Source organism: Geobacillus sp. FSL K6-3411 (assembly GCF_037965715.1).
Lineage (GTDB): Bacteria > Bacillota > Bacilli > Bacillales > Anoxybacillaceae > Geobacillus > Geobacillus thermodenitrificans.
In genome coordinates this window covers 2,735,671-2,753,756 of the sequence record NZ_CP150187.1, presented here as the reverse complement: position 1 = coordinate 2,753,756, position 18,086 = coordinate 2,735,671, and the positions used below count along the sequence as shown (strand labels likewise).

The window sequence follows — 18,086 nt, the reverse complement described above, 5'->3', positions numbered from 1 at the left end:
TAGGGGAGAGAGCGATGATGCCGTTTTGGGAGCACGACATGGTGAGGACGGCAGCCAATTTTAGCGTCGCAGTATTGTGCATCGTCGTGTTTTTAGCCTTGTTTGAGCTAGTGACGAAATATAAAAATTGGGAGGAAATCCGCAACGGCAATGTGGCGGTCGCGATGGCGACAGGCGGAAAGATTTTTGGGATTTCCAACATTTTCCGCTATGCGCTTGACCGCCATGAGTCGCTGTTATCGATGATTGGCTGGGGCTTATATGGATTTTTACTTTTATTGGCGGCGTACTTTATCTATGAGTTTTTGACGCCAAAGTTTGATATTGATGAAGAAATTGCCAATGACAACCGAGCAGTCGGCTTTATTTCGATGGTGATTTCCGTTGGCTTGTCGTTTGTGATCGGTGAAGGCATTCAGTAAAGGGGAACAAAAGCGATGGACGCAGTAGTGAAAGGGCTGTTAATCATAGTCGGTCTGCTGCTGGTCGCCGGCATTGTTTATATGGCGGTTCGCAACCGATCGATGGATGTGCTGGCAAAAATTTTGTTTGCCATCTGTGCGTGTTTTCTTTTGATGGGGTTGATGTATTGGTTTTGGTGACGCCAGACGTAGTTCTGGCGTTCTTTTTTTTTGATGAAAAATTAAAAATAATAAAATAAAATAGGAGTAAGGGGGGATTGTGATGGAAAAACGATGGCTCGCTCATTACCCACCGGAAATCCCACACACCTTGGATTATCCGATGAAAACGCTTCCTGATTATTTGCGAGAGACAGCGGAACAGTTTGGGGACCGAATAGCGATCGATTTTTTAGGGAAGACGGTGACGTTTCGCGAGCTGTATGAGCAGGCAATGACGTTTGCCCACTATTTGCGGGGGCTAGGTGTCAAGGAAGGCGATCGGGTAGCGGTGATGCTGCCGAACTGCCCTCAGGCAGTGATCAGCTATTACGGGACGCTCCTGGCCGGCGGCATCGTCGTGCAGACAAATCCGCTCTACACCGAATATGAACTGGAGTATCAGCTGAATGATAGCGGCGCATCCGTGTTGGTGACGATGGATTTGCTTTATCCGAAAGCGATAGCTATGAAAGGAAAAACGGCGGTCAAACATTGGATTGTGACAAGAATGCAAGATTATTTGCCGACGATCAAAAAATGGTTATATCCGCTCGTTCGGTGGAAGCAAAAGATGCCGTCAGTGCGGGTGGATGAGGGAGAGTCGGTTCACTTGTTCCGTTCCATCGTCAGTCGTCTTGAGACAGCGCCTCTTCAGGTCGCGATTGATCCGATGGAAGATATCGCCTTGCTTCAATATACAGGTGGCACGACAGGTCATCCGAAAGCGGCCATGCTGACGCATCACAATTTGATCGCAAATACATTGATGTGCGCCCATTGGGTGTATAAATGTGAAAAAGGAAAAGAAACAGTGCTTGGTATCTTGCCGTTTTTCCACGTATATGGGATGACGACGGTGATGAATTTGGCTATCATGCAAGCAAGCAAAATGGTGCTGCTGCCTCGATTCGACGTAAAACAAACATTGAAAACGATTGAGCGCACGCGGCCAACGATGTTTCCAGGTGCACCGACGATGTATATTGCGCTGCTGAACGACCCGGATTTATCGAAATATGATTTATCCTCCATTAATGTATGTATTAGCGGTTCTGCGCCGTTGCCTGTCGAAGTGCAGGAGCAGTTTGAGCGGGTGACTGGCGGAAAATTGATTGAAGGATATGGTCTGACAGAAGCATCACCCGTCACTCACAGTAATTTTCTTTGGGATGGCGAGCGGGTCAAAGGAAGCATTGGTGTGCCTTGGCCGGATACCGAAGCGAAAATCGTTTCATTGGAAACCGGTGAGGAGGTAAAGCCGGGGGAGATAGGGGAACTTGTTGTGCGCGGTCCGCAAGTGATGAAAGGCTATTGGAATCGGCCGGAAGAGACCGAGCAAGTGCTGCGTGATGGTTGGCTGTACACTGGCGATATCGGCTACATGGATGAGCGCGGTTATTTTTATATTGTCGACCGGAAAAAAGATGTTATTATCGCCGGTGGCTACAACATTTATCCGCGCGAAGTCGAGGAAGTGCTGTATGAACACCCGAAAGTGCAGGAAGCGGCCGTTATTGGCGTTCCTGATCCATATCGCGGTGAGACGGTAAAAGCGTTCATCGTTTTGAAACCAGGAGAGGAGTGCAGCGAACAAGAGCTAGATGCATTTATGCGCGAGCGCCTAGCCGCGTATAAAGTGCCGCGCCTATATGAGTTCCGAAGCGAGCTGCCGAAAACTGCGGTCGGAAAAATTTTACGGCGCGTTCTGGTGGAGGAAGAAAAAAAGAGCTTGACAAATCGACAGAACAGTCCGTAAAATAGGATTGTGAATGATTATTCATTCAGTTGGTGACAGGTGATGTTGAGAAAAGGAGAATGACGATTGCGTAGGGAGAAACCGAAGTTTAAGCAAATTATTGATGCAGCCGTCGTCGTCATCGCCGAACATGGCTATCATCAGGCGCAAGTGTCGAAAATCGCGAAGCAGGCTGGTGTCGCCGACGGCACGATCTACCTTTATTTCAAAAACAAAGAAGATATTTTAATCTCGCTTTTCCAAGAAAAAATGGGGTCGTTTATCGAGAAAATCGAGCAAGAAATAGAAGGAATTTCGAGTCCGCTAGAGAAATTGTATGTATTGGTGAGAACTCATTTTTCCGCCCTGGCTGATGATCCGCATATGGCGGTCGTGACGCAGCTTGAGCTGCGCCAGTCGAACAAAGAGCTGCGCCAACGCATCAATGAGGTGCTGAAAGGATATTTGCGGCTCATCGACAGCATCATCATCGAGGGAATGGAAAAAGGAGAATTCCGAAATGATCTAGACGTCCGGCTCACCCGGCAAATGATCTTCGGCACGATCGACGAGACGGTGACGACATGGGTCATGAATGAGCAAAAATACGACTTGGCTGCGCTCGCCGAGCCAGTGTACGAATTGCTTGCCAAAGGGTGCGCTGCTGGGCGTTGATGGAAGGCAGAAAGGGGAGAGGCATCATGGAGCATTTTCGCTTGACAAAAGAGGAATTCGTCGCTGTCGTGACGTTTTCGCGGCCGCCGGCGAATGCTCTTTCATCTGCTGTTTTGAAAGAGCTTTCAAATATCTTGGATGAGCTCGAGGCCGACTCGGACGTGCGTGTCGTGCTGTTGCATGGTGAAGGCCGGTTTTTCTCGGCTGGCGCGGATATTAAAGAGTTTACGTCCGTCGCTTCTGCCGAGGAAGCGTCCGCTTTGTCGCGCAACGGCCAGCTGGTTGTAGAGCGGATTGAGCGGTTTTCCAAGCCGGTGATTGCTGCTATTCATGGCGCCGCGTTGGGTGGAGGACTTGAGTTGGCGATGAGCTGCCATATTCGTTTGGTGACAGAAAATGCGAAGCTTGGCCTGCCAGAGCTGCAGCTTGGCATCATTCCAGGGTTTGCCGGCACGCAGCGGCTCGTGCGCTACGTTGGGTTCGGCAAGGCGGCGGAAATGATGTGGACAGGCGAGCCGATCACCGGCTTAGAGGCTGTGCAGTGGGGGCTGGCCAACAAGGCGGTGCCTGAAGAGCGGCTTCTTGATGAAGCGAAACAGTTAGCGCACAAAATCGCTGCAAAAAGCCCGCTTTCCGTTCGCGCCACGATTGAGCTTCTCAATGCGGCGAAAGAAAAATCGTTCGCTGAGGCGGTGCGCGACGAAGCGGAATGGTTTGGCCGTGTGTTTGTTTCCGAGGATGGGAGAGAAGGTGTGCAGGCGTTTTTAGAAAAACGTCCCCCCGTCTTTCAAGGGAAATAATCGCTATAAATGTCGGAATCTTGGCAACTGAAATAATGTTGGATCAAACTGAGGAGGGGAATGACATGAACATTTTTGTTTTGATGAAACGCACGTTCGACACCGAGGAGAAAATTACCATCAATAACGGCAAAATCAATGAGGAAGGTGCTGAATTCATCATCAACCCGTACGATGAATACGCCATTGAAGAGGCGATCCAAGTGCGCGACAAACATGGCGGTGAAGTGACGGTCGTCACCGTCGGCAGCGAGGAAGCGGAAAAAGAGTTGCGCACAGCGCTCGCCATGGGCTGCGACAAAGCGGTGCTCATCAATATTGAGGATGACGTCGAAGAGCAAGATCAATATACAACGGCGAAAGTGCTCGCTGAATATTTGAAAGATAAAAACCCGGATTTGATTTTAGCTGGTAATGTGGCGATTGACGGCGGCTCGGGGCAAGTCGGACCGCGCGTGGCTGAATTGCTTGGCATTCCATACGTGACGACGATTACGAAGCTTGACATTGCCGATGGCGGTAAAGTGACCGTTGTGCGTGACGTCGAGGGGGATGAGGAAGTGATCGAAACGTCGCTGCCGCTCCTTGTTACCGCTCAACAAGGGCTGAATGAGCCGCGCTATCCGTCGTTACCAGGCATTATGAAAGCGAAAAAGAAACCGCTTGACGAGCTCGAGCTCGATGACTTGGATCTTGACGAGGACGATGTCGAGGCGAAAACGAAAACGATCGAAGTGTTCTTGCCGCCGAAGCGGGAAGCGGGCAAAATTTTGCAAGGTGAGATTGCCGATCAAGTCAAAGAGCTTGTCGGGCTGCTCCGTTCCGAAGCGAAAGTCGTTTAAAGCGGCAGACGGTATGGTTGTTAGCGCTCTCTAACGGACGGAAAACATGAACAAAAGGGTAGGGGGACTGAAACATGGCACGCAAAGTATTAACATTAGCAGAAGTTCGCGACGGATCGCTGCGGAACGTTTCGTTTGAAGCGATCGCAGCAGCCAAAACGATCGCTGAAGGCGGGGAAGTCGTAGCGGCACTTGTCGGCGATCAAGTGCAAGCGCATGCAAATGAGCTGATTTTCCGCGGGGCGGATCGCGTCGTTGTCGTTGAGCATCCGAACTTGAAATTTTATACGTCCGACGGCTATTCGCAAGCGTTAAAAGCGGTGATCGATAAAGAACAGCCAGAAGCCATTGTCTTTGGTCATACAGCGCTTGGCAAAGACCTGTCGCCGAAGCTGGCCGTTAAACTTGACGCCGGTCTTGTTTCCGACGTGGTGGCAGTCGAAGAAGTAGGCGGCAACATTGTGTTCACGCGCCCGATCTACTCCGGTAAAGCGTTTGAAAAGAAAATCGTCACCGACGGCATCATGTTTGTGACGGTGCGTCCGAACAACATCGCATCGCTTGAGCGTGACGAATCGCGCTCCGGCAGCGTTGAATCATTGGCGGTCGAAATTAAAGATTTGCGCGCGATCGTCAAAGAAGTCGTCCGCAAAACCGCTGAAGGGGTCGACCTGACGGAAGCGAAAGTGATTGTCGCTGGCGGCCGCGGTGTGAAAAGCGCGGAAGGCTTCAAGCCGCTCCAAGAGCTGGCGGAAGTGTTGGGCGGCGCAGTCGGTGCGTCACGTGGAGCGTGCGATGCCGGCTATTGTGACTACTCGCTGCAAATCGGGCAAACCGGGAAAGTCGTAACACCAGATCTTTACATCGCCTGCGGTATCTCAGGTGCTATTCAGCATTTGGCAGGCATGTCGAACTCAAAAGTGATCGTCGCCATTAACAAAGACCCGGAAGCCAATATCTTTAAAGTCGCTGATTACGGCATTGTCGGCGATTTGTTTGAAGTCGTTCCTCTCCTCACGGAAGAGTTTAAAAAGCTGAAAGTGCATTCGTAATCGATTCAAACGGGTAGCGTGGTATGCGCTGCCCGTTTTTTCTTGGATAAATTGAACCGCGAAGCGAATATTAGAAACGAGGCAAAATATTCGCGTCGTTTTAAATTTCCATGGTATACTGTGCTTACAGCATTCTAGAATATGGGAGGGAATTCGCATGGCCATTATCAATGCGACAGACCAAACGTTCGCCGCGGAAACGAAAGACGGCGTCACTCTTGTCGACTTTTGGGCGCCATGGTGCGGTCCATGCCGTATGATCGCCCCGGTGCTTGAGGAGCTTGATCAAGAAATGGGCGACAAAGTGAAAATTGTCAAAGTCAACGTTGATGAAAACCAAGAAACAGCAGCAAAGTTCGGGGTGATGAGCATTCCGACGCTGCTCGTGTTTAAAAACGGCGAACTCGTTGATAAAGCCGTCGGCTACCAACCGAAAGAAGCACTTGCTCAGCTTGTCGGCAAACATGTGTAGTGATGGCATAGGAAAAATCCAGAGGCCTCTTCCTCTGGATTTTTATTTTTTGCTGAAAAATGGTTGACAGATGGCAGATAATTCTTTATATTTATAACCAACAATTCCTAGTGGTTAAGTTTGTTTTACGCCTGTTATTCATACTTTTTCTATCTATTTAGTTCTAATTAAGAGGGAGATCAAGAATGACGATCACGTACGTGTGTGAAAGCATTGCAAGAAATGAACAAAGGAGGGAAAAGCGATCATGAAAAACAAAGTGTTCTGGAAAACATTGGGTGGAATGTTAGCGGTCGCTTTATGGCTGGCGATGGCATCTGGATGCAATACATAACGAGTCTGCGAACGCCAAATCATCGTCATCCTCTCCGCCATCTAGCAAAGTCATCCGCATCGGCTATCAAAAATACGGGACACTCAACATGTTAAAAGCGCGTGGTGACTTGGAAAAACGGCTGAAAAAATTAGGCTACACCGTACAATGGGCGTTATTTCCGGGAGGTCCTCAACTGTTGGAAGCGATGAATGCCGGAAGCCTCGATTTTGGCCATACCGGTGAAGCGCCGCCAGTATTTGCTCAAGCGGCTGGTACACCGCTCTTGTATGTAGCGACGTCACCTCCCAATCCTGTGTCCGAGGCCATTTTAGTCAAAAAGGACTCGTCCATTCAGACAGTGGCGGATTTGAAAGGGAAAAAGGTGGCGTTAAACAAAGGATCGAATGTCCATTATTTGCTTGTGCAGGTGCTCAAAAAAGCGGGATTGACACTTTCTGACATTCAGCCGGTCTATTTGCCACCAGCCGATGCTCGCGCTGCATTTGAGCAGGGGAGCGTTGATGCGTGGGCCATTTGGGACCCGTTTTACGCCGCCGCTGAAAAGGGAGGAAAGGCTCGAGTGCTCGCTGACGGCCAAGGATTGGTAGCGAACCGTGAATTTTTCTTCGCTTCACGTTCATTCGCCAAACGCGAGCCAGAGTTGATTCAAGTCTTGCTCGAAGAATTGAAAAAAGTAGAGCAGTGGGCAAACAATGATCCGAAAGGTGTGGCTGAATTTTTAGCGCCCGAACTCGGCATTGATGAACAGGCGCTGGAAACGGCCTCGAGACGCCACGTTTATGGGATTGAACCGATCACGAATGAAGTGATTTCCCAACAGCAAATCATCGCCGACGAGTTTCATACACTCGGCCTGTTGCCCAAAAAGCTGATGGTAAAGGACGCAGTTTGGCATGACAGCCGTTGAACGAAAGCATCTTCGTGCGCCTAAAAGGGTTAATGAATGAGCGGGGAATGCAGCTTATCAACATAAAGAAACCGTGACTTTCGCTTTCCTTGAACATCACTTTATGACGGTTTTTCCACCTAAAAGTAGGTGATTTTAGTAGACAATGCTGATCAGCCCTTATTAAAAATGATGACTCATCTTTACACGAGAGCACTTTATTGGGGGAAATGGCTGTTTTTCACTAGCCTTTTAAGGTTTCGTAGGATGGGGGCTGGATGAGAAGAGGAAAGGGAGTGATGGAAGAATGAAAGAGTCCAAGAAGGTGAAATGGATTCATGAAAAGGTGGTACCATGGGGACTGCCGATCGTCTTGCTCGTTGCATGGCAGGGGGCAGTGGAGGCGGGATGGCTATCTTCAAGAGTGCTGCCGGCTCCGACTGACGTGGTGGCGGCTGCTTGGGATCTCTTAGAAAAAGGAGAGTTATGGCAACATTTATCGATCAGTTTTGGGCGTGCATTGATTGGATTTGCTATCGGCGGGTCACTCGGCTTTGTTCTTGGCTTGCTCAACGGGGTCGTTCGGCCGGCCGAACGATTGTTGGATACTTCAATCCAGATGATTCGAAATATTCCGCATTTGGCGATGATTCCGCTCGTCATTTTATGGTTTGGCATTGGGGAAGAAGCGAAAGTGTTTCTCGTTGCCATCGGGGTGCTTTTTCCAATTTATGTCAATACATTACATGGCATTCGCAATGTGGATGCGGGATTGTTGGAAATGGGTCGTGTCTATGGGCTTCGCCCGTGGCAGTTGTTTTGGCGTATTTGGCTGCCGGGCGCGTTATCGTCGATTTTGGTCGGTCTGCGCTATGCGCTGGGCATTATGTGGTTGACGTTAATCGTAGCGGAGACGATCGCTGCTGACCGCGGCATCGGGTATTTGGCCATGAATGCACGTGAATTTATGCAAACGGATGTCGTTGTGTTCAGTATTTTGCTTTACGCGCTGTTTGGCAAGCTCGCAGACAGCATTGCCCGCTTTTTGGAAAAACGCTGGCTTCGCTGGAATGTCAACTATCAAAATCGGTAACTGACACAAACGGAGTGGGAAAGGAGAGCGAGAGATGGAAACAGGACGAGGAGCAGAGCTCGTATTTGTGCAAGTGGCCAAACAGTTTGGCGATCAACAAGTGTTGCGCCGCATTGATTTAACGGTCAAACCGGGGGAGTTTATCGCCATTATTGGTCGCAGCGGCTGCGGAAAAAGCACACTATTGCGCTTGGCTGCCGGATTGGAGACGCCGACTTCCGGCATGATTCAGCTGGATGGACAGTTGCTTCATGGGTTGAATACAGCAGCTCGCGTCATGTTTCAAGATGCTCGTCTGTTGCCATGGCGGCGCGTCATCGACAATGTCGGCCTCGGGTTGAAAGGTGACTGGAAAGAACAAGCGATCACAGTGCTCGAACAAGTCGGTTTGGCAGACCGCGCGAAGGATTGGCCATCGGTGTTATCCGGCGGCCAGCGTCAACGGGTGGCGCTCGCCCGCGCATTGATCAGCCGTCCACAGTTGTTATTGCTTGATGAACCGCTCGGTGCGCTTGACGCGTTGACGAGAATTGAAATGCAGCGGCTGATCGAACGATTATGGAGAGAACAACGCTTTACGGCTTTGTTGGTCACGCATGATGTTGATGAAGCAGTGATGTTGGCGGACCGCGTCGTGCTCATTGAGGACGGGGAATGCGCGCTTGATTTGCCTGTGCGCTTGCCGCGACCGCGTCAGCGCGGCGATGCGGCGTTTGCTGATTTGGTCGATACAATTTTGCGCCGCATTTTAAGCACAGAATCTGATGAGAAAGTCATCGCCGCGTCTTCGATGAGTGAGAAAAGGAGGGCGCTATAGACAGTGAAAAGAAGGCTCCTTTTGTTTTCGGTGTTGAGTGCATTCCTGTTGTTGGTAGCTTGCGGCCAAGAACGTTCTGCTTCCTTGTCTTCTCCTAAACAGTCGGCATCGACGGATTCTTGGCCGAAAGAATTGCACGTCGGCTTTCAAAAATCATCATTTTCTCTCTTTTTGAAAGAGAAGGGGTACTTGGAAAAACAACTGCAAAAGCATGGGGTGCAAGTGAAATGGTTTGAATTCCAATCTGGCCCTCCGTTGCTCGAGGCATTAAATGCTGGGCAAATCGACATCGGCTATGTCGGAGGAGCACCCGCTGTGTTGGCGCAGGCAAATCCAGGTTCAAAATTGGTTTATATTGCATATGAACCAGAAGTGGCGCGGGCGATTATTGTGCCGAAAACATCACCGATTCGTACAGTGGCGGACTTGAAAGGGAAAAGAGTGGCCTTTGGAAAAGGATCTAGCGCCCATTATACGCTGTTGACTGCATTGGAAACAGCCGGGCTCACGTTGGATGATATTTCCCAGGTATATTTGCAACCGGCTGAGGCGCGTACGGCGTTTGAGCGTGGTGATGTTGATGCTTGGGCCATCTGGGATCCGTTTTTGGCTGATGCGGAAGTGAATGGCGGAGCGCGTGTTTTGATTGATGCAAATGGGTTGCCGAAGCAATACGGATTGATTGTTGGACGGAAAGAGTATGTCAAGCAATATCGGAAAGTGGCGGATGTGGTTATCAAGGAGTTAGGAAAAGTCCATCAAGAGATTCAATCCTCCCCGGATGAAGCGGCCCGTCTACTGGCCAAAGAAACAAAAATCGGTGAAGACATTTGGAAAAAAACATTAAGTCGGAGAGGATACGGGGTGTTTCCGCTGACAAAGGAGGTGATCGATGCCCAACAGCGTATCGCTGATCGATTTTATGAACTCGGGCTTATTCCGAAAACAATCAAGGTGCGGGATGCGGTCATTGCCGAGCAATAAAAAACGATGGGAGGAAAACGGAATGGCAGTGGTAACGATTGTTTCTGGCAGCCCGTCACACACGTCGAAAACGAATCAGGTGGCCGAATGGGTGAAGGGGCAATTGCAACAGCTCGGTCACACGGTGCATTTCATTCGCTTGCGCGATTTGCCTGCTGAGGACTTGCTCTATGCTCGCTCATCGAGTGACCCGATTGCCCAAACGCATCAATGGATCCACCAGTCCAAAGCGGTCATTGTGCTTAGTCCGGTCTATAAAGGAAGTTACACGGGCATTTTAAAAGCGTATTTGGATTTGCTGCCGGAAAAAGCATTTGCCGGGAAGCTCATTGTACCGATTGTGACTGGGGGAACGATTGCGCATCTGTTGGCGATCGAATACGCACTCAAGCCGATTTTCTCGATTTTAGGTGCGCGGGAAATTCTGCATGGGGTCTTTATTTTAGATTGGACGTTGGGGCACGATAGCGAAGGACGCCTTGTTCTTTCTGATGACTTACTATCGCGGATGGAAGAAGTCATTCATTCCGTTTCTTAGATAAACGAAAAAACGGTTATTTAAATAAGGGGGAAACCAATGATGGAGTTGCTGTGGTTCATTCCTTCTCATGGTGATGGGCGATATTTAGGAACGACTAAAGGCGGTCGCTCTCCTGAGTACAGTTATTTCAAACAAGTCGCCCAAGCAGCCGACCGCTTAGGATATACGGGCGTGCTCATTCCAACCGGCAAATCGTGCGAAGATCCTTGGCTGCTCGCTTCGGCATTGGCGGCTGAAACCAACCGTTTGCGCTTTCTTGTCGCTGTCCGTCCCGGATTGATGACGCCGACGTTGGCTGCCCGCATGGCGTCTACATTGGACCGCATTTCGGATGGGCGGCTGCTCATTAACGTTGTGGCGGGGGGAGATCCTGTTGAGCTCGCAGGTGATGGGTTATTTTTATCCCATGATGAGCGGTATGAGGCAACCGATGAATTTTTGACGGTTTGGCGCCGATTGCTTGCAGGAGAAGAAGTGACGTTGAGTGGAAAACATGTGTCGGTCAAGGGAGCCAAACTGCTATTTCCAGCGGTGCAAAAGCCGTATCCGCCCATCTTTTTTGGCGGATCGTCGGATGCCGGCCAACGGGTTGCGGCGCGCCATGCGGATGTGTATTTGACCTGGGGCGAGCCTCCTGAACAGGTGAAAGACAAAATCGAACGGGTAAGGGAGCTTGCTCGTCAAGAAGGCAGAAAAATCGAATTTGGCGTTCGTCTCCATATCATCGTTCGTGAGACGGAAAAAGAAGCATGGGAAGCGGCAGAGCGATTGATTCGATATGTCGATGACCGGACGATTGAAGAGGCGCAACGGGTATTTGCTCGCTACGATTCGGTGGGACAGCAACGGATGCGGCAGCTGCACGGCGGAAAGCGGGATTCGTTGGAGATCAGTCCAAATCTATGGGCTGGGGTAGGATTGGTGCGCGGGGGTGCGGGCACGGCTCTCGTCGGCGATCCGGAAACAGTGGCTGCTCGACTGCGTGAGTACGAGCAGTTGGGAATCCGGTATTTCATTTTATCTGGCTACCCACATTTAGAGGAAGCGTATCGGGTAGCAGAACTGCTCTTCCCGCTGTTGCCGCTGACGTCTCGTCGCACCAGTTCTGCGATCCAAGGTGAAGTGGTAGGGAATGAGTTTTTTCCGACGTTTATTAAAGTGTGAGCATTTTTCAGAATGGAGGGATTCTCAAGTCGAGAATTCCTCCATCTTTTTGTTTTTTACGGATTCTTCGCGACTTTCTCTAGTGGCTTATGGTACGATGCTAATGGATGATAGAAATGAATAACGAGATGAAATCAACGAAAGCGGCGGTGACCGGAGGAACGGAATTTATCGGCAGCCATTTGGCCGCATGTTTGCAAGAATAATGGAAATTGATAGTTTCCATCCATACTATTCTGTTGAAAGGAAAGAGCGGCAGTTTCAAGTGCTTACCAGTGGCTGGGTGCCGCGAGTTCGCTTGGACTTGCTTGATGGGGAACAGACGAAAAGTTTCCCCCGATATCGTCTTTCATTTGGCCGCGCTGCCAGGCGTGCTGTATTGGCTTAAGCATATTGATTATGAGAAACGTCACTGCAGCTGGAGAATCGAGAGTCCGTCATGCACTGCTCATCGAGCTGCGACAGCATTTCCCGGACATGAAAATTGTGCGGATGCTGGAACGAAAAGGCGAAGGGAAAGTGACGTGGGCGAATATTACGAAGGCGAAATGAGCGTTTGGCTACGATTCGAGGGCGCCGTTTGTCGAAGGGTTGGCCCGGACGCGGGCGATGGCGTAGGCGCACGAACATGAGCGATCGGTGTGCCGCTTATGACGTGCATGACACAGCCGTTTGTGGTATGTATATGGGAAGATACGATTATATTCGACGATTTGGCGTGCTGTTTCCGTATAAATATGTATTCCATTTTTTCTTCTATTATTTGTAAGACAAAGAGAACGGTCGCCATGCTACAATTGATATAGCAAACCATGTTGTGGGCAGGTTTCGCGTCCAGAGGGCCGACCTATCCAGCTATGTGCGGAGAGGGAAAACGTATCGTTCAAGTTCGCTCGACGATCCGGTGTATGGGACGATTACGCTGGGCGAATGGGTCGAGGAATAGGATGGAGTGATGACCATGAACGACCGGCTGAAAGAAAAGCTGTCCGTGCTGCCAGAGCAGCCGGGCTGCTATTTAATGAAAGACAAACACGGAACGGTCATTTACGTCGGCAAGGCGAAGTCGCTGAAAGCGCGCGTCCGCTCGTATTTTACCGGGACGCACGAAGGCAAGACGCAGCGACTTGTCGAGGAAATTGCCGATTTTGAATATATTGTTACCTCATCAAATGCCGAGGCGCTCATTTTGGAAATGAACTTGATTAAAAAGCATGACCCGAAATACAACGTCATGCTGAAAGGCGATGAAAGTTATCCATTTATTAAAATTACCGCAGAAAAGCATCCGCGATTGCTTATTACCCGCAAAGTGAAAAAAGACGGCGGCAAATATTTCGGTCCGTACCCGAACGTGCAGGCGGCCCGCGAAACGAAAAAGTTGCTCGACCGTTTATATCCGCTCCGCAAATGCTCGACGCTGCCTTCGCGTGTTTGCTTATATTACCATATGGGACAGTGTCTTGCTCCGTGCGTTTACCCGGTGTCGGATGAGCAAAACAAAGCCATGGTCGAGCAAGTCGTTCGTTTTTTAAACGGTGGCTATCAAGAGGTAAAGCGGGAGCTGACGGAAAAAATGCATCAGGCGGCCGAAGCGCTCGAGTTTGAGCGGGCGAAAGAATACCGTGACCAAATCGCGGCGATTGAGATGACGATGGAAAAACAAAAAATCGTGTTCAACGATTTCATCGATCGCGATGTGTTCGGCTATGCATATGACAAAGGTTGGATGTGCGTACAAGTGTTTTTCCTTCGCCAAGGGAAGCTGATTGAGCGCGATGTGTCCATTTTCCCTCTTTACCAAGACCCGGATGAGGAAATGCTCACATTTTTAGGTCAGTTTTATACGAAGGCACACCATTTAAAGCCAAAAGAAGTTGTCTTGCCGACCGACATCGACGGTGAGCTCGTCCGCGAGCTGCTTGGCGTCCATGTCGTTCAGCCGAAAAAAGGGAAGAAAAAAGAACTGATCGAGCTGGCGAACAAAAATGCTGCCATCGCCTTGAAAGAAAAGTTTTATTTTATTGAACGCGATGAAGAAAGGACGATTAAAGCGATCGAACGGCTCGGGGAGCTGCTCGGCATTCCGACGCCGCGCCGCATTGAGGCGTTTGATAACTCGAACATATACGGAGCCGATCCGGTCTCAGCGCTCGTTGTCTTCCTTGACGGCAAGCCGGCGAAAAAAGAGTACCGGAAATATAAGGTGAAAACGGTCGAGGGGCCGAACGACTATGAGTCGATGCGCGAAGTCGTGCGCCGACGCTATACACGCGTGCTGAAAGAAAGACTGCCGCTTCCTGATTTGATCATTATCGATGGCGGAAAAGGCCATTTGTCCGCAGTGCGCGATGTACTTGAAAACGAACTCGGCCTCGATGTACCGCTCGCCGGGCTGGCGAAAGACGAAAAACATCGCACATCGGAGCTTATTGCTGGTGACCCGCCAGCCGTTGTGCCGCTTGACAGGCAAAGCCAAGAGTTTTATTTGCTGCAACGCATTCAAGATGAAGTGCACCGGTTTGCGGTGACGTTCCACCGTCAGACGCGGCAAAAAACGATGCTCCATTCCATTCTTGATGACATCCCTGGTGTCGGGGCAAAGCGAAAAAAGGCGTTATTAAACTATTTTGGCTCCGTGAAAAAAATGAAAGAGGCGACGGTGGAAGAGCTGCAGCGGGCAAACATCCCGCGGTCGGTGGCGGAGAAAATTTATGAAAAACTGCACGAATAATGGCGCAAAGGGCGTCCCAGAGGGTTGGGACGCCCTTTGTTCACTTGATTCTCCTTGTCGGAGAAGCCTTTTGTGTTTGTTGTCGAAAACGTGAGGCAATCAATCAATCGATTGCTTTCGATCCCATTTTACTAAAATGCGCGCCTTGCCGGCCTGCTTTGATGGCATTTCGACTGCTTCGGTGACGAACCGTTTTTGCTGCTCAATTTGCTGGGCGAGAAATCCGGCTTCCAGCTGAAATGTGCAGTCGTCGTATAAGGAAAGGCGGGCAGAGATAATCGGACCGGACAGCTCGATATGCAGTTCATCTTTCCGCTCTTCGCCAATCGATATCGTTCCCCAGCCGGCCCGTTCAAAAAAAGCGGCGATGTCTTCTAGGGTAGCAAGTGGATAGCGGCGCGCCAGCTGCTTGCCGGCCCAATACAAAAGCCCTGCGCTATCTTTGCCGAACAGCTCGGGAAGAAGTGAATGGCGGAGCAGCTCGGTGCCAAATGCGGAAAGCGCGATGGATTCAAATGCTTGATACTGTTCGTCTAATGATGGCTGTTTCATCATCTTCCCCTCTTTCTATCCATTTCCTCATTATAGCTGAACTGATGGCGGCGTGCACGCCCTTTCTTAAAGAAAGGATAAATATGAGAATGTTTGAACATTTTGTGACGATGTTTTCTTGACGCTTGTACGATGTGGGAGTACAATGAATGTGACAAAGCGAATATGGAAATGGAAGGCGTTTCTGTTTCCATTCTTTAGCGAGGGGGCACGCATTTTATTACTAGTCAAAAGGGGGCTTACATATGGCAGGGAATCGCGAGTTTTATTACCGCCGGCTCCATTCGCTGCTTGGGGTTATTCCCGTTGGCATTTTTTTAGTGCAGCACTTGATCGTCAACCATTTTGCGACGCGTGGGCCGGAAGCGTTTAACCGAGCGGCTGCATTTATGGAGAATTTGCCGTTCCGTATTTTCTTAGAAATTTTTGTTATTCTTCTTCCATTGGTGTTCCACGCTGTATACGGTATTTATATTGCGTTTACAGCCAAATTCAACACCCGTCAGTACGGCTATTTCCGTAACTGGATGTTTATGCTTCAGCGGATCACAGGGATTATTACGTTGATTTTTGTCGTCTGGCATGTGTATGAAACAAGGGTGCAAGCTGCCTTTGGTGCCGAAGTGAACTATGATATGATGGCGAATATCGTCGATAATCCGATCATGCTTTGGTTTTATATTGTCGGAATTTTATCAACCGTGTTTCACTTCGCTAACGGTTTATGGTCGTTCTTTGTCAGCTGGGGGTTAATCGTGTCTCCTCGTTCACAACAAGTGTTTACGTACATTACGATGATTATCTTTTTCGCAATTTCGATTATCGGTATTCGCGCCATTTTAGCATTTGCGTAGGACAATCCTTTCATTCGAGACGTTTTGATGATGAACCGCTGCGTTGGCTGATAACGGATCGCGTTGCAGCCGTTCGTCGAACGACCGCTTGGTCGATGGGGCGAATCGGCGGAGCAAACCGTGGATATTGAAGCAAAAGCAGCAATTTTCTAGGGAGTGAGTAGCCATGAAAAAAGGAAAAATCATCGTTGTTGGCGGCGGATTGGCCGGCTTGATGGCCACGATTAAAATCGCCGAAGCAGGAGTGCCTGTCGAGTTGTTTTCACTCGTTCCAGTAAAGCGTTCTCACTCCGTCTGTGCCCAAGGAGGCATTAACGGAGCGGTCAATACGAAAGGTGAGGGTGACTCGCCGTGGGAACATTTTGACGATACCGTCTACGGCGGCGACTTTTTGGCGAACCAGCCTCCGGTCAAAGCGATGTGTGAGGCGGCGCCGGGCATCATTTACATGCTCGATCGGATGGGTGTCATGTTCAACCGCACGCCGGAAGGATTGCTCGATTTCCGTCGTTTCGGGGGAACGCAGCATCACCGCACTGCTTACGCTGGAGCAACGACTGGTCAGCAAATTTTGTATGCGCTTGATGAGCAAGTGCGTCGCCATGAAGTAGCAGGCCTTGTCACGAAATATGAGCATTGGGAATTTTTGGGTGTTGTTTTAGATGATGAACAAATTTGCCGCGGCATCGTCGCACAAGACTTGCGGTCCATGGAAATTAAAGCGTTTCCGGCTGATGCGGTCATTTTGGCGACCGGTGGTCCGGGGATCATCTTTGGAAAATCGACGAACTCGGTCATCAATACTGGTTCGGCCGCATCGATCGCTTACCAACAAGGTGTCTATTACGCAAACGGTGAGTTTATCCAAATTCATCCGACCGCGATTCCGGGCGATGACAAGCTTCGGTTGATGAGCGAATCGGCGCGCGGAGAGGGCGGACGCGTCTGGACGTACAAAGACGGAAAACCGTGGTACTTCCTCGAAGAAAAGTATCCGGCTTACGGAAACTTAGTGCCACGCGACATCGCCGCTCGGGAAATTTTCCATGTGTGCGTCGACTTGAAGCTTGGCATTAACGGCGAAAACATGGTGTATTTGGATCTTTCCCATAAAGATCCGAAAGAGCTGGATGTTAAGCTTGGCGGTATTATTGAAATTTATGAGAAATTCATGGGCGAAGATCCGCGCAAAGTGCCGATGAAAGTGTTCCCGGCCGTTCACTATTCGATGGGCGGTTTATGGGTCGATTATGATCAAATGACGAACATTAAAGGGTTGTTTGCCGCAGGTGAGTGCGATTATTCTATTCACGGCGCGAACCGCCTTGGTGCGAACTCGCTGCTCTCAGCTATTTATGGCGGAATGGTCGCCGGCCCGAATGCTGTTCGTTACATCCGCGGCCTTGAAAAATCGGCCGATGCGTTGCCGTCGACGCTCTTTGACAGCTATGTCAAACAAGAACAAGAAAAATGGGAAAACATCCTGTCGATGGACGGCACGGAAAACGCTTATGTGCTGCATAAAGAACTCGGCGAATGGATGACAGCGAACGTGACGATCGTCCGCTACAACGACCGGCTGCTGAAGACGGACGAAAAAATTCAAGAGCTGATGGAGCGGTATAAAAACATTAGCGTCACTGACACGGCAAAATGGAGCAACCAAGGGGCAACATTTATCCGTCAGCTGTACAACATGCTGCAACTCGCCCGTGTCATTACACTTGGCGCGTACAATCGCAATGAAAGCCGCGGAGCGCACTACAAACCGGAGTTTCCGGAGCGCAATGACAAAGAGTGGCTGAAAACGACGATGGCTCGCTATACGCCAGACGGTCCGTCGTTCCATTACGAAGACGTCGATGTTTCGTTGATTAAGCCGCGCAAACGCGACTACAGCAAAAAGAAAGAGGAAGTGAAGTAAG

Annotated in this window: 20 protein-coding genes and 1 pseudogene; 20 read left to right on the top strand and 1 reads right to left on the bottom strand. The window is 49.9% G+C overall.

Annotated elements, in window-relative coordinates; translation table 11 throughout:
* Positions 1-14 precede the first annotated feature (14 nt).
* From NSQ22_RS14035 to uvrC, 18 genes and pseudogenes are all read left to right on the top strand, one after another.
* Positions 15-422, top strand: coding sequence for a DUF350 domain-containing protein (locus NSQ22_RS14035; protein ID WP_008881148.1), 408 nt, complete (start codon positions 15-17; stop codon positions 420-422).
* A 15-nt stretch (positions 423-437) separates the two neighbouring features.
* Positions 438-602 (top strand): hypothetical protein, encoded by a 165-nt coding sequence (locus NSQ22_RS14030; protein WP_008881147.1) that lies wholly within the window; start codon positions 438-440, stop codon positions 600-602.
* A gap of 82 nt (positions 603-684) precedes the next feature.
* Positions 685-2,379 (top strand): long-chain-fatty-acid--CoA ligase, encoded by a 1,695-nt coding sequence (locus NSQ22_RS14025; protein ID WP_008881146.1) that lies wholly within the window; start codon positions 685-687, stop codon positions 2,377-2,379.
* A 66-nt stretch (positions 2,380-2,445) separates the two neighbouring features.
* The gene (locus NSQ22_RS14020; protein ID WP_008881145.1) at positions 2,446-3,033 is read left to right on the top strand and encodes a TetR/AcrR family transcriptional regulator; all 588 of its coding nucleotides are present in this window, start codon (positions 2,446-2,448) and stop codon (positions 3,031-3,033) included.
* A 26-nt stretch (positions 3,034-3,059) separates the two neighbouring features.
* A complete protein-coding gene (locus tag NSQ22_RS14015; protein ID WP_008881144.1) occupies positions 3,060-3,833 on the top strand; it encodes an enoyl-CoA hydratase in 774 nt (257 codons plus the stop codon).
* 65 nt (positions 3,834-3,898) lie between these two features.
* A complete protein-coding gene (locus NSQ22_RS14010) occupies positions 3,899-4,675 on the top strand; it encodes an electron transfer flavoprotein subunit beta/FixA family protein (protein WP_008881143.1) in 777 nt (258 codons plus the stop codon).
* A 74-nt stretch (positions 4,676-4,749) separates the two neighbouring features.
* Positions 4,750-5,727 carry an electron transfer flavoprotein subunit alpha/FixB family protein gene (locus NSQ22_RS14005; protein ID WP_011887935.1) on the top strand — a complete coding sequence of 326 codons (978 nt, stop codon included), beginning with the start codon at positions 4,750-4,752 and terminating at the stop codon, positions 5,725-5,727.
* A gap of 157 nt (positions 5,728-5,884) precedes the next feature.
* Positions 5,885-6,199, top strand: coding sequence for a thioredoxin (gene trxA / locus NSQ22_RS14000; RefSeq protein ID WP_008881141.1), 315 nt, complete (start codon positions 5,885-5,887; stop codon positions 6,197-6,199).
* Between the two features lie 247 nt (positions 6,200-6,446).
* Positions 6,447-7,443: pseudogene (locus NSQ22_RS13995) on the top strand (sulfonate ABC transporter substrate-binding protein).
* Positions 7,444-7,729: 286 nt separating this feature from the next.
* Positions 7,730-8,515 (top strand): aliphatic sulfonate ABC transporter permease SsuC, encoded by a 786-nt coding sequence (gene ssuC, locus NSQ22_RS13990; protein ID WP_081156918.1) that lies wholly within the window; start codon positions 7,730-7,732, stop codon positions 8,513-8,515.
* A gap of 34 nt (positions 8,516-8,549) precedes the next feature.
* Positions 8,550-9,332, top strand: coding sequence for an ATP-binding cassette domain-containing protein (locus tag NSQ22_RS13985; RefSeq protein ID WP_008881138.1), 783 nt, complete (start codon positions 8,550-8,552; stop codon positions 9,330-9,332).
* Between the two features lie 3 nt (positions 9,333-9,335).
* Entirely contained in the window at positions 9,336-10,316 is a 981-nt protein-coding gene (locus NSQ22_RS13980) for an aliphatic sulfonate ABC transporter substrate-binding protein (protein WP_081156920.1), read from the top strand.
* A 22-nt stretch (positions 10,317-10,338) separates the two neighbouring features.
* On the top strand, positions 10,339-10,854 hold the full coding sequence (gene ssuE, locus NSQ22_RS13975) for an NADPH-dependent FMN reductase (protein WP_008881136.1): 516 nt from the start codon (positions 10,339-10,341) through the stop codon (positions 10,852-10,854).
* Positions 10,855-10,896: 42 nt separating this feature from the next.
* Positions 10,897-12,021 (top strand): FMNH2-dependent alkanesulfonate monooxygenase, encoded by a 1,125-nt coding sequence (gene ssuD, locus NSQ22_RS13970; protein ID WP_029760634.1) that lies wholly within the window; start codon positions 10,897-10,899, stop codon positions 12,019-12,021.
* 205 nt (positions 12,022-12,226) lie between these two features.
* Positions 12,227-12,409: a hypothetical protein gene (locus tag NSQ22_RS13965; RefSeq protein ID WP_223812894.1), complete on the top strand. Its 183-nt coding sequence runs from the start codon at positions 12,227-12,229 to the stop codon at positions 12,407-12,409.
* A gap of 11 nt (positions 12,410-12,420) precedes the next feature.
* Positions 12,421-12,573 (top strand): hypothetical protein, encoded by a 153-nt coding sequence (locus NSQ22_RS13960; RefSeq protein WP_223812893.1) that lies wholly within the window; start codon positions 12,421-12,423, stop codon positions 12,571-12,573.
* A gap of 76 nt (positions 12,574-12,649) precedes the next feature.
* On the top strand, positions 12,650-12,790 hold the full coding sequence (locus tag NSQ22_RS13955) for a hypothetical protein (RefSeq protein WP_157663127.1): 141 nt from the start codon (positions 12,650-12,652) through the stop codon (positions 12,788-12,790).
* Between the two features lie 192 nt (positions 12,791-12,982).
* Entirely contained in the window at positions 12,983-14,755 is a 1,773-nt protein-coding gene (gene uvrC, locus NSQ22_RS13950) for an excinuclease ABC subunit UvrC (protein ID WP_008881134.1), read from the top strand.
* A gap of 99 nt (positions 14,756-14,854) precedes the next feature.
* On the opposite strand, the gene NSQ22_RS13945 is transcribed toward uvrC, so the two are convergent.
* Positions 14,855-15,307, bottom strand: coding sequence for a YslB family protein (locus NSQ22_RS13945; RefSeq protein ID WP_029760636.1), 453 nt, complete (start codon positions 15,305-15,307; stop codon positions 14,855-14,857).
* Between the two features lie 245 nt (positions 15,308-15,552).
* Here NSQ22_RS13945 and NSQ22_RS13940 point away from each other — a divergent pair, with 245 nt between their 5' ends.
* Positions 15,553-16,161, top strand: coding sequence for a succinate dehydrogenase cytochrome b558 subunit (locus tag NSQ22_RS13940; protein ID WP_008881132.1), 609 nt, complete (start codon positions 15,553-15,555; stop codon positions 16,159-16,161).
* Between the two features lie 166 nt (positions 16,162-16,327).
* Positions 16,328-18,085 (top strand): succinate dehydrogenase flavoprotein subunit, encoded by a 1,758-nt coding sequence (sdhA, locus tag NSQ22_RS13935; protein WP_008881131.1) that lies wholly within the window; start codon positions 16,328-16,330, stop codon positions 18,083-18,085.
* Position 18,086 lies beyond the last annotated feature (1 nt).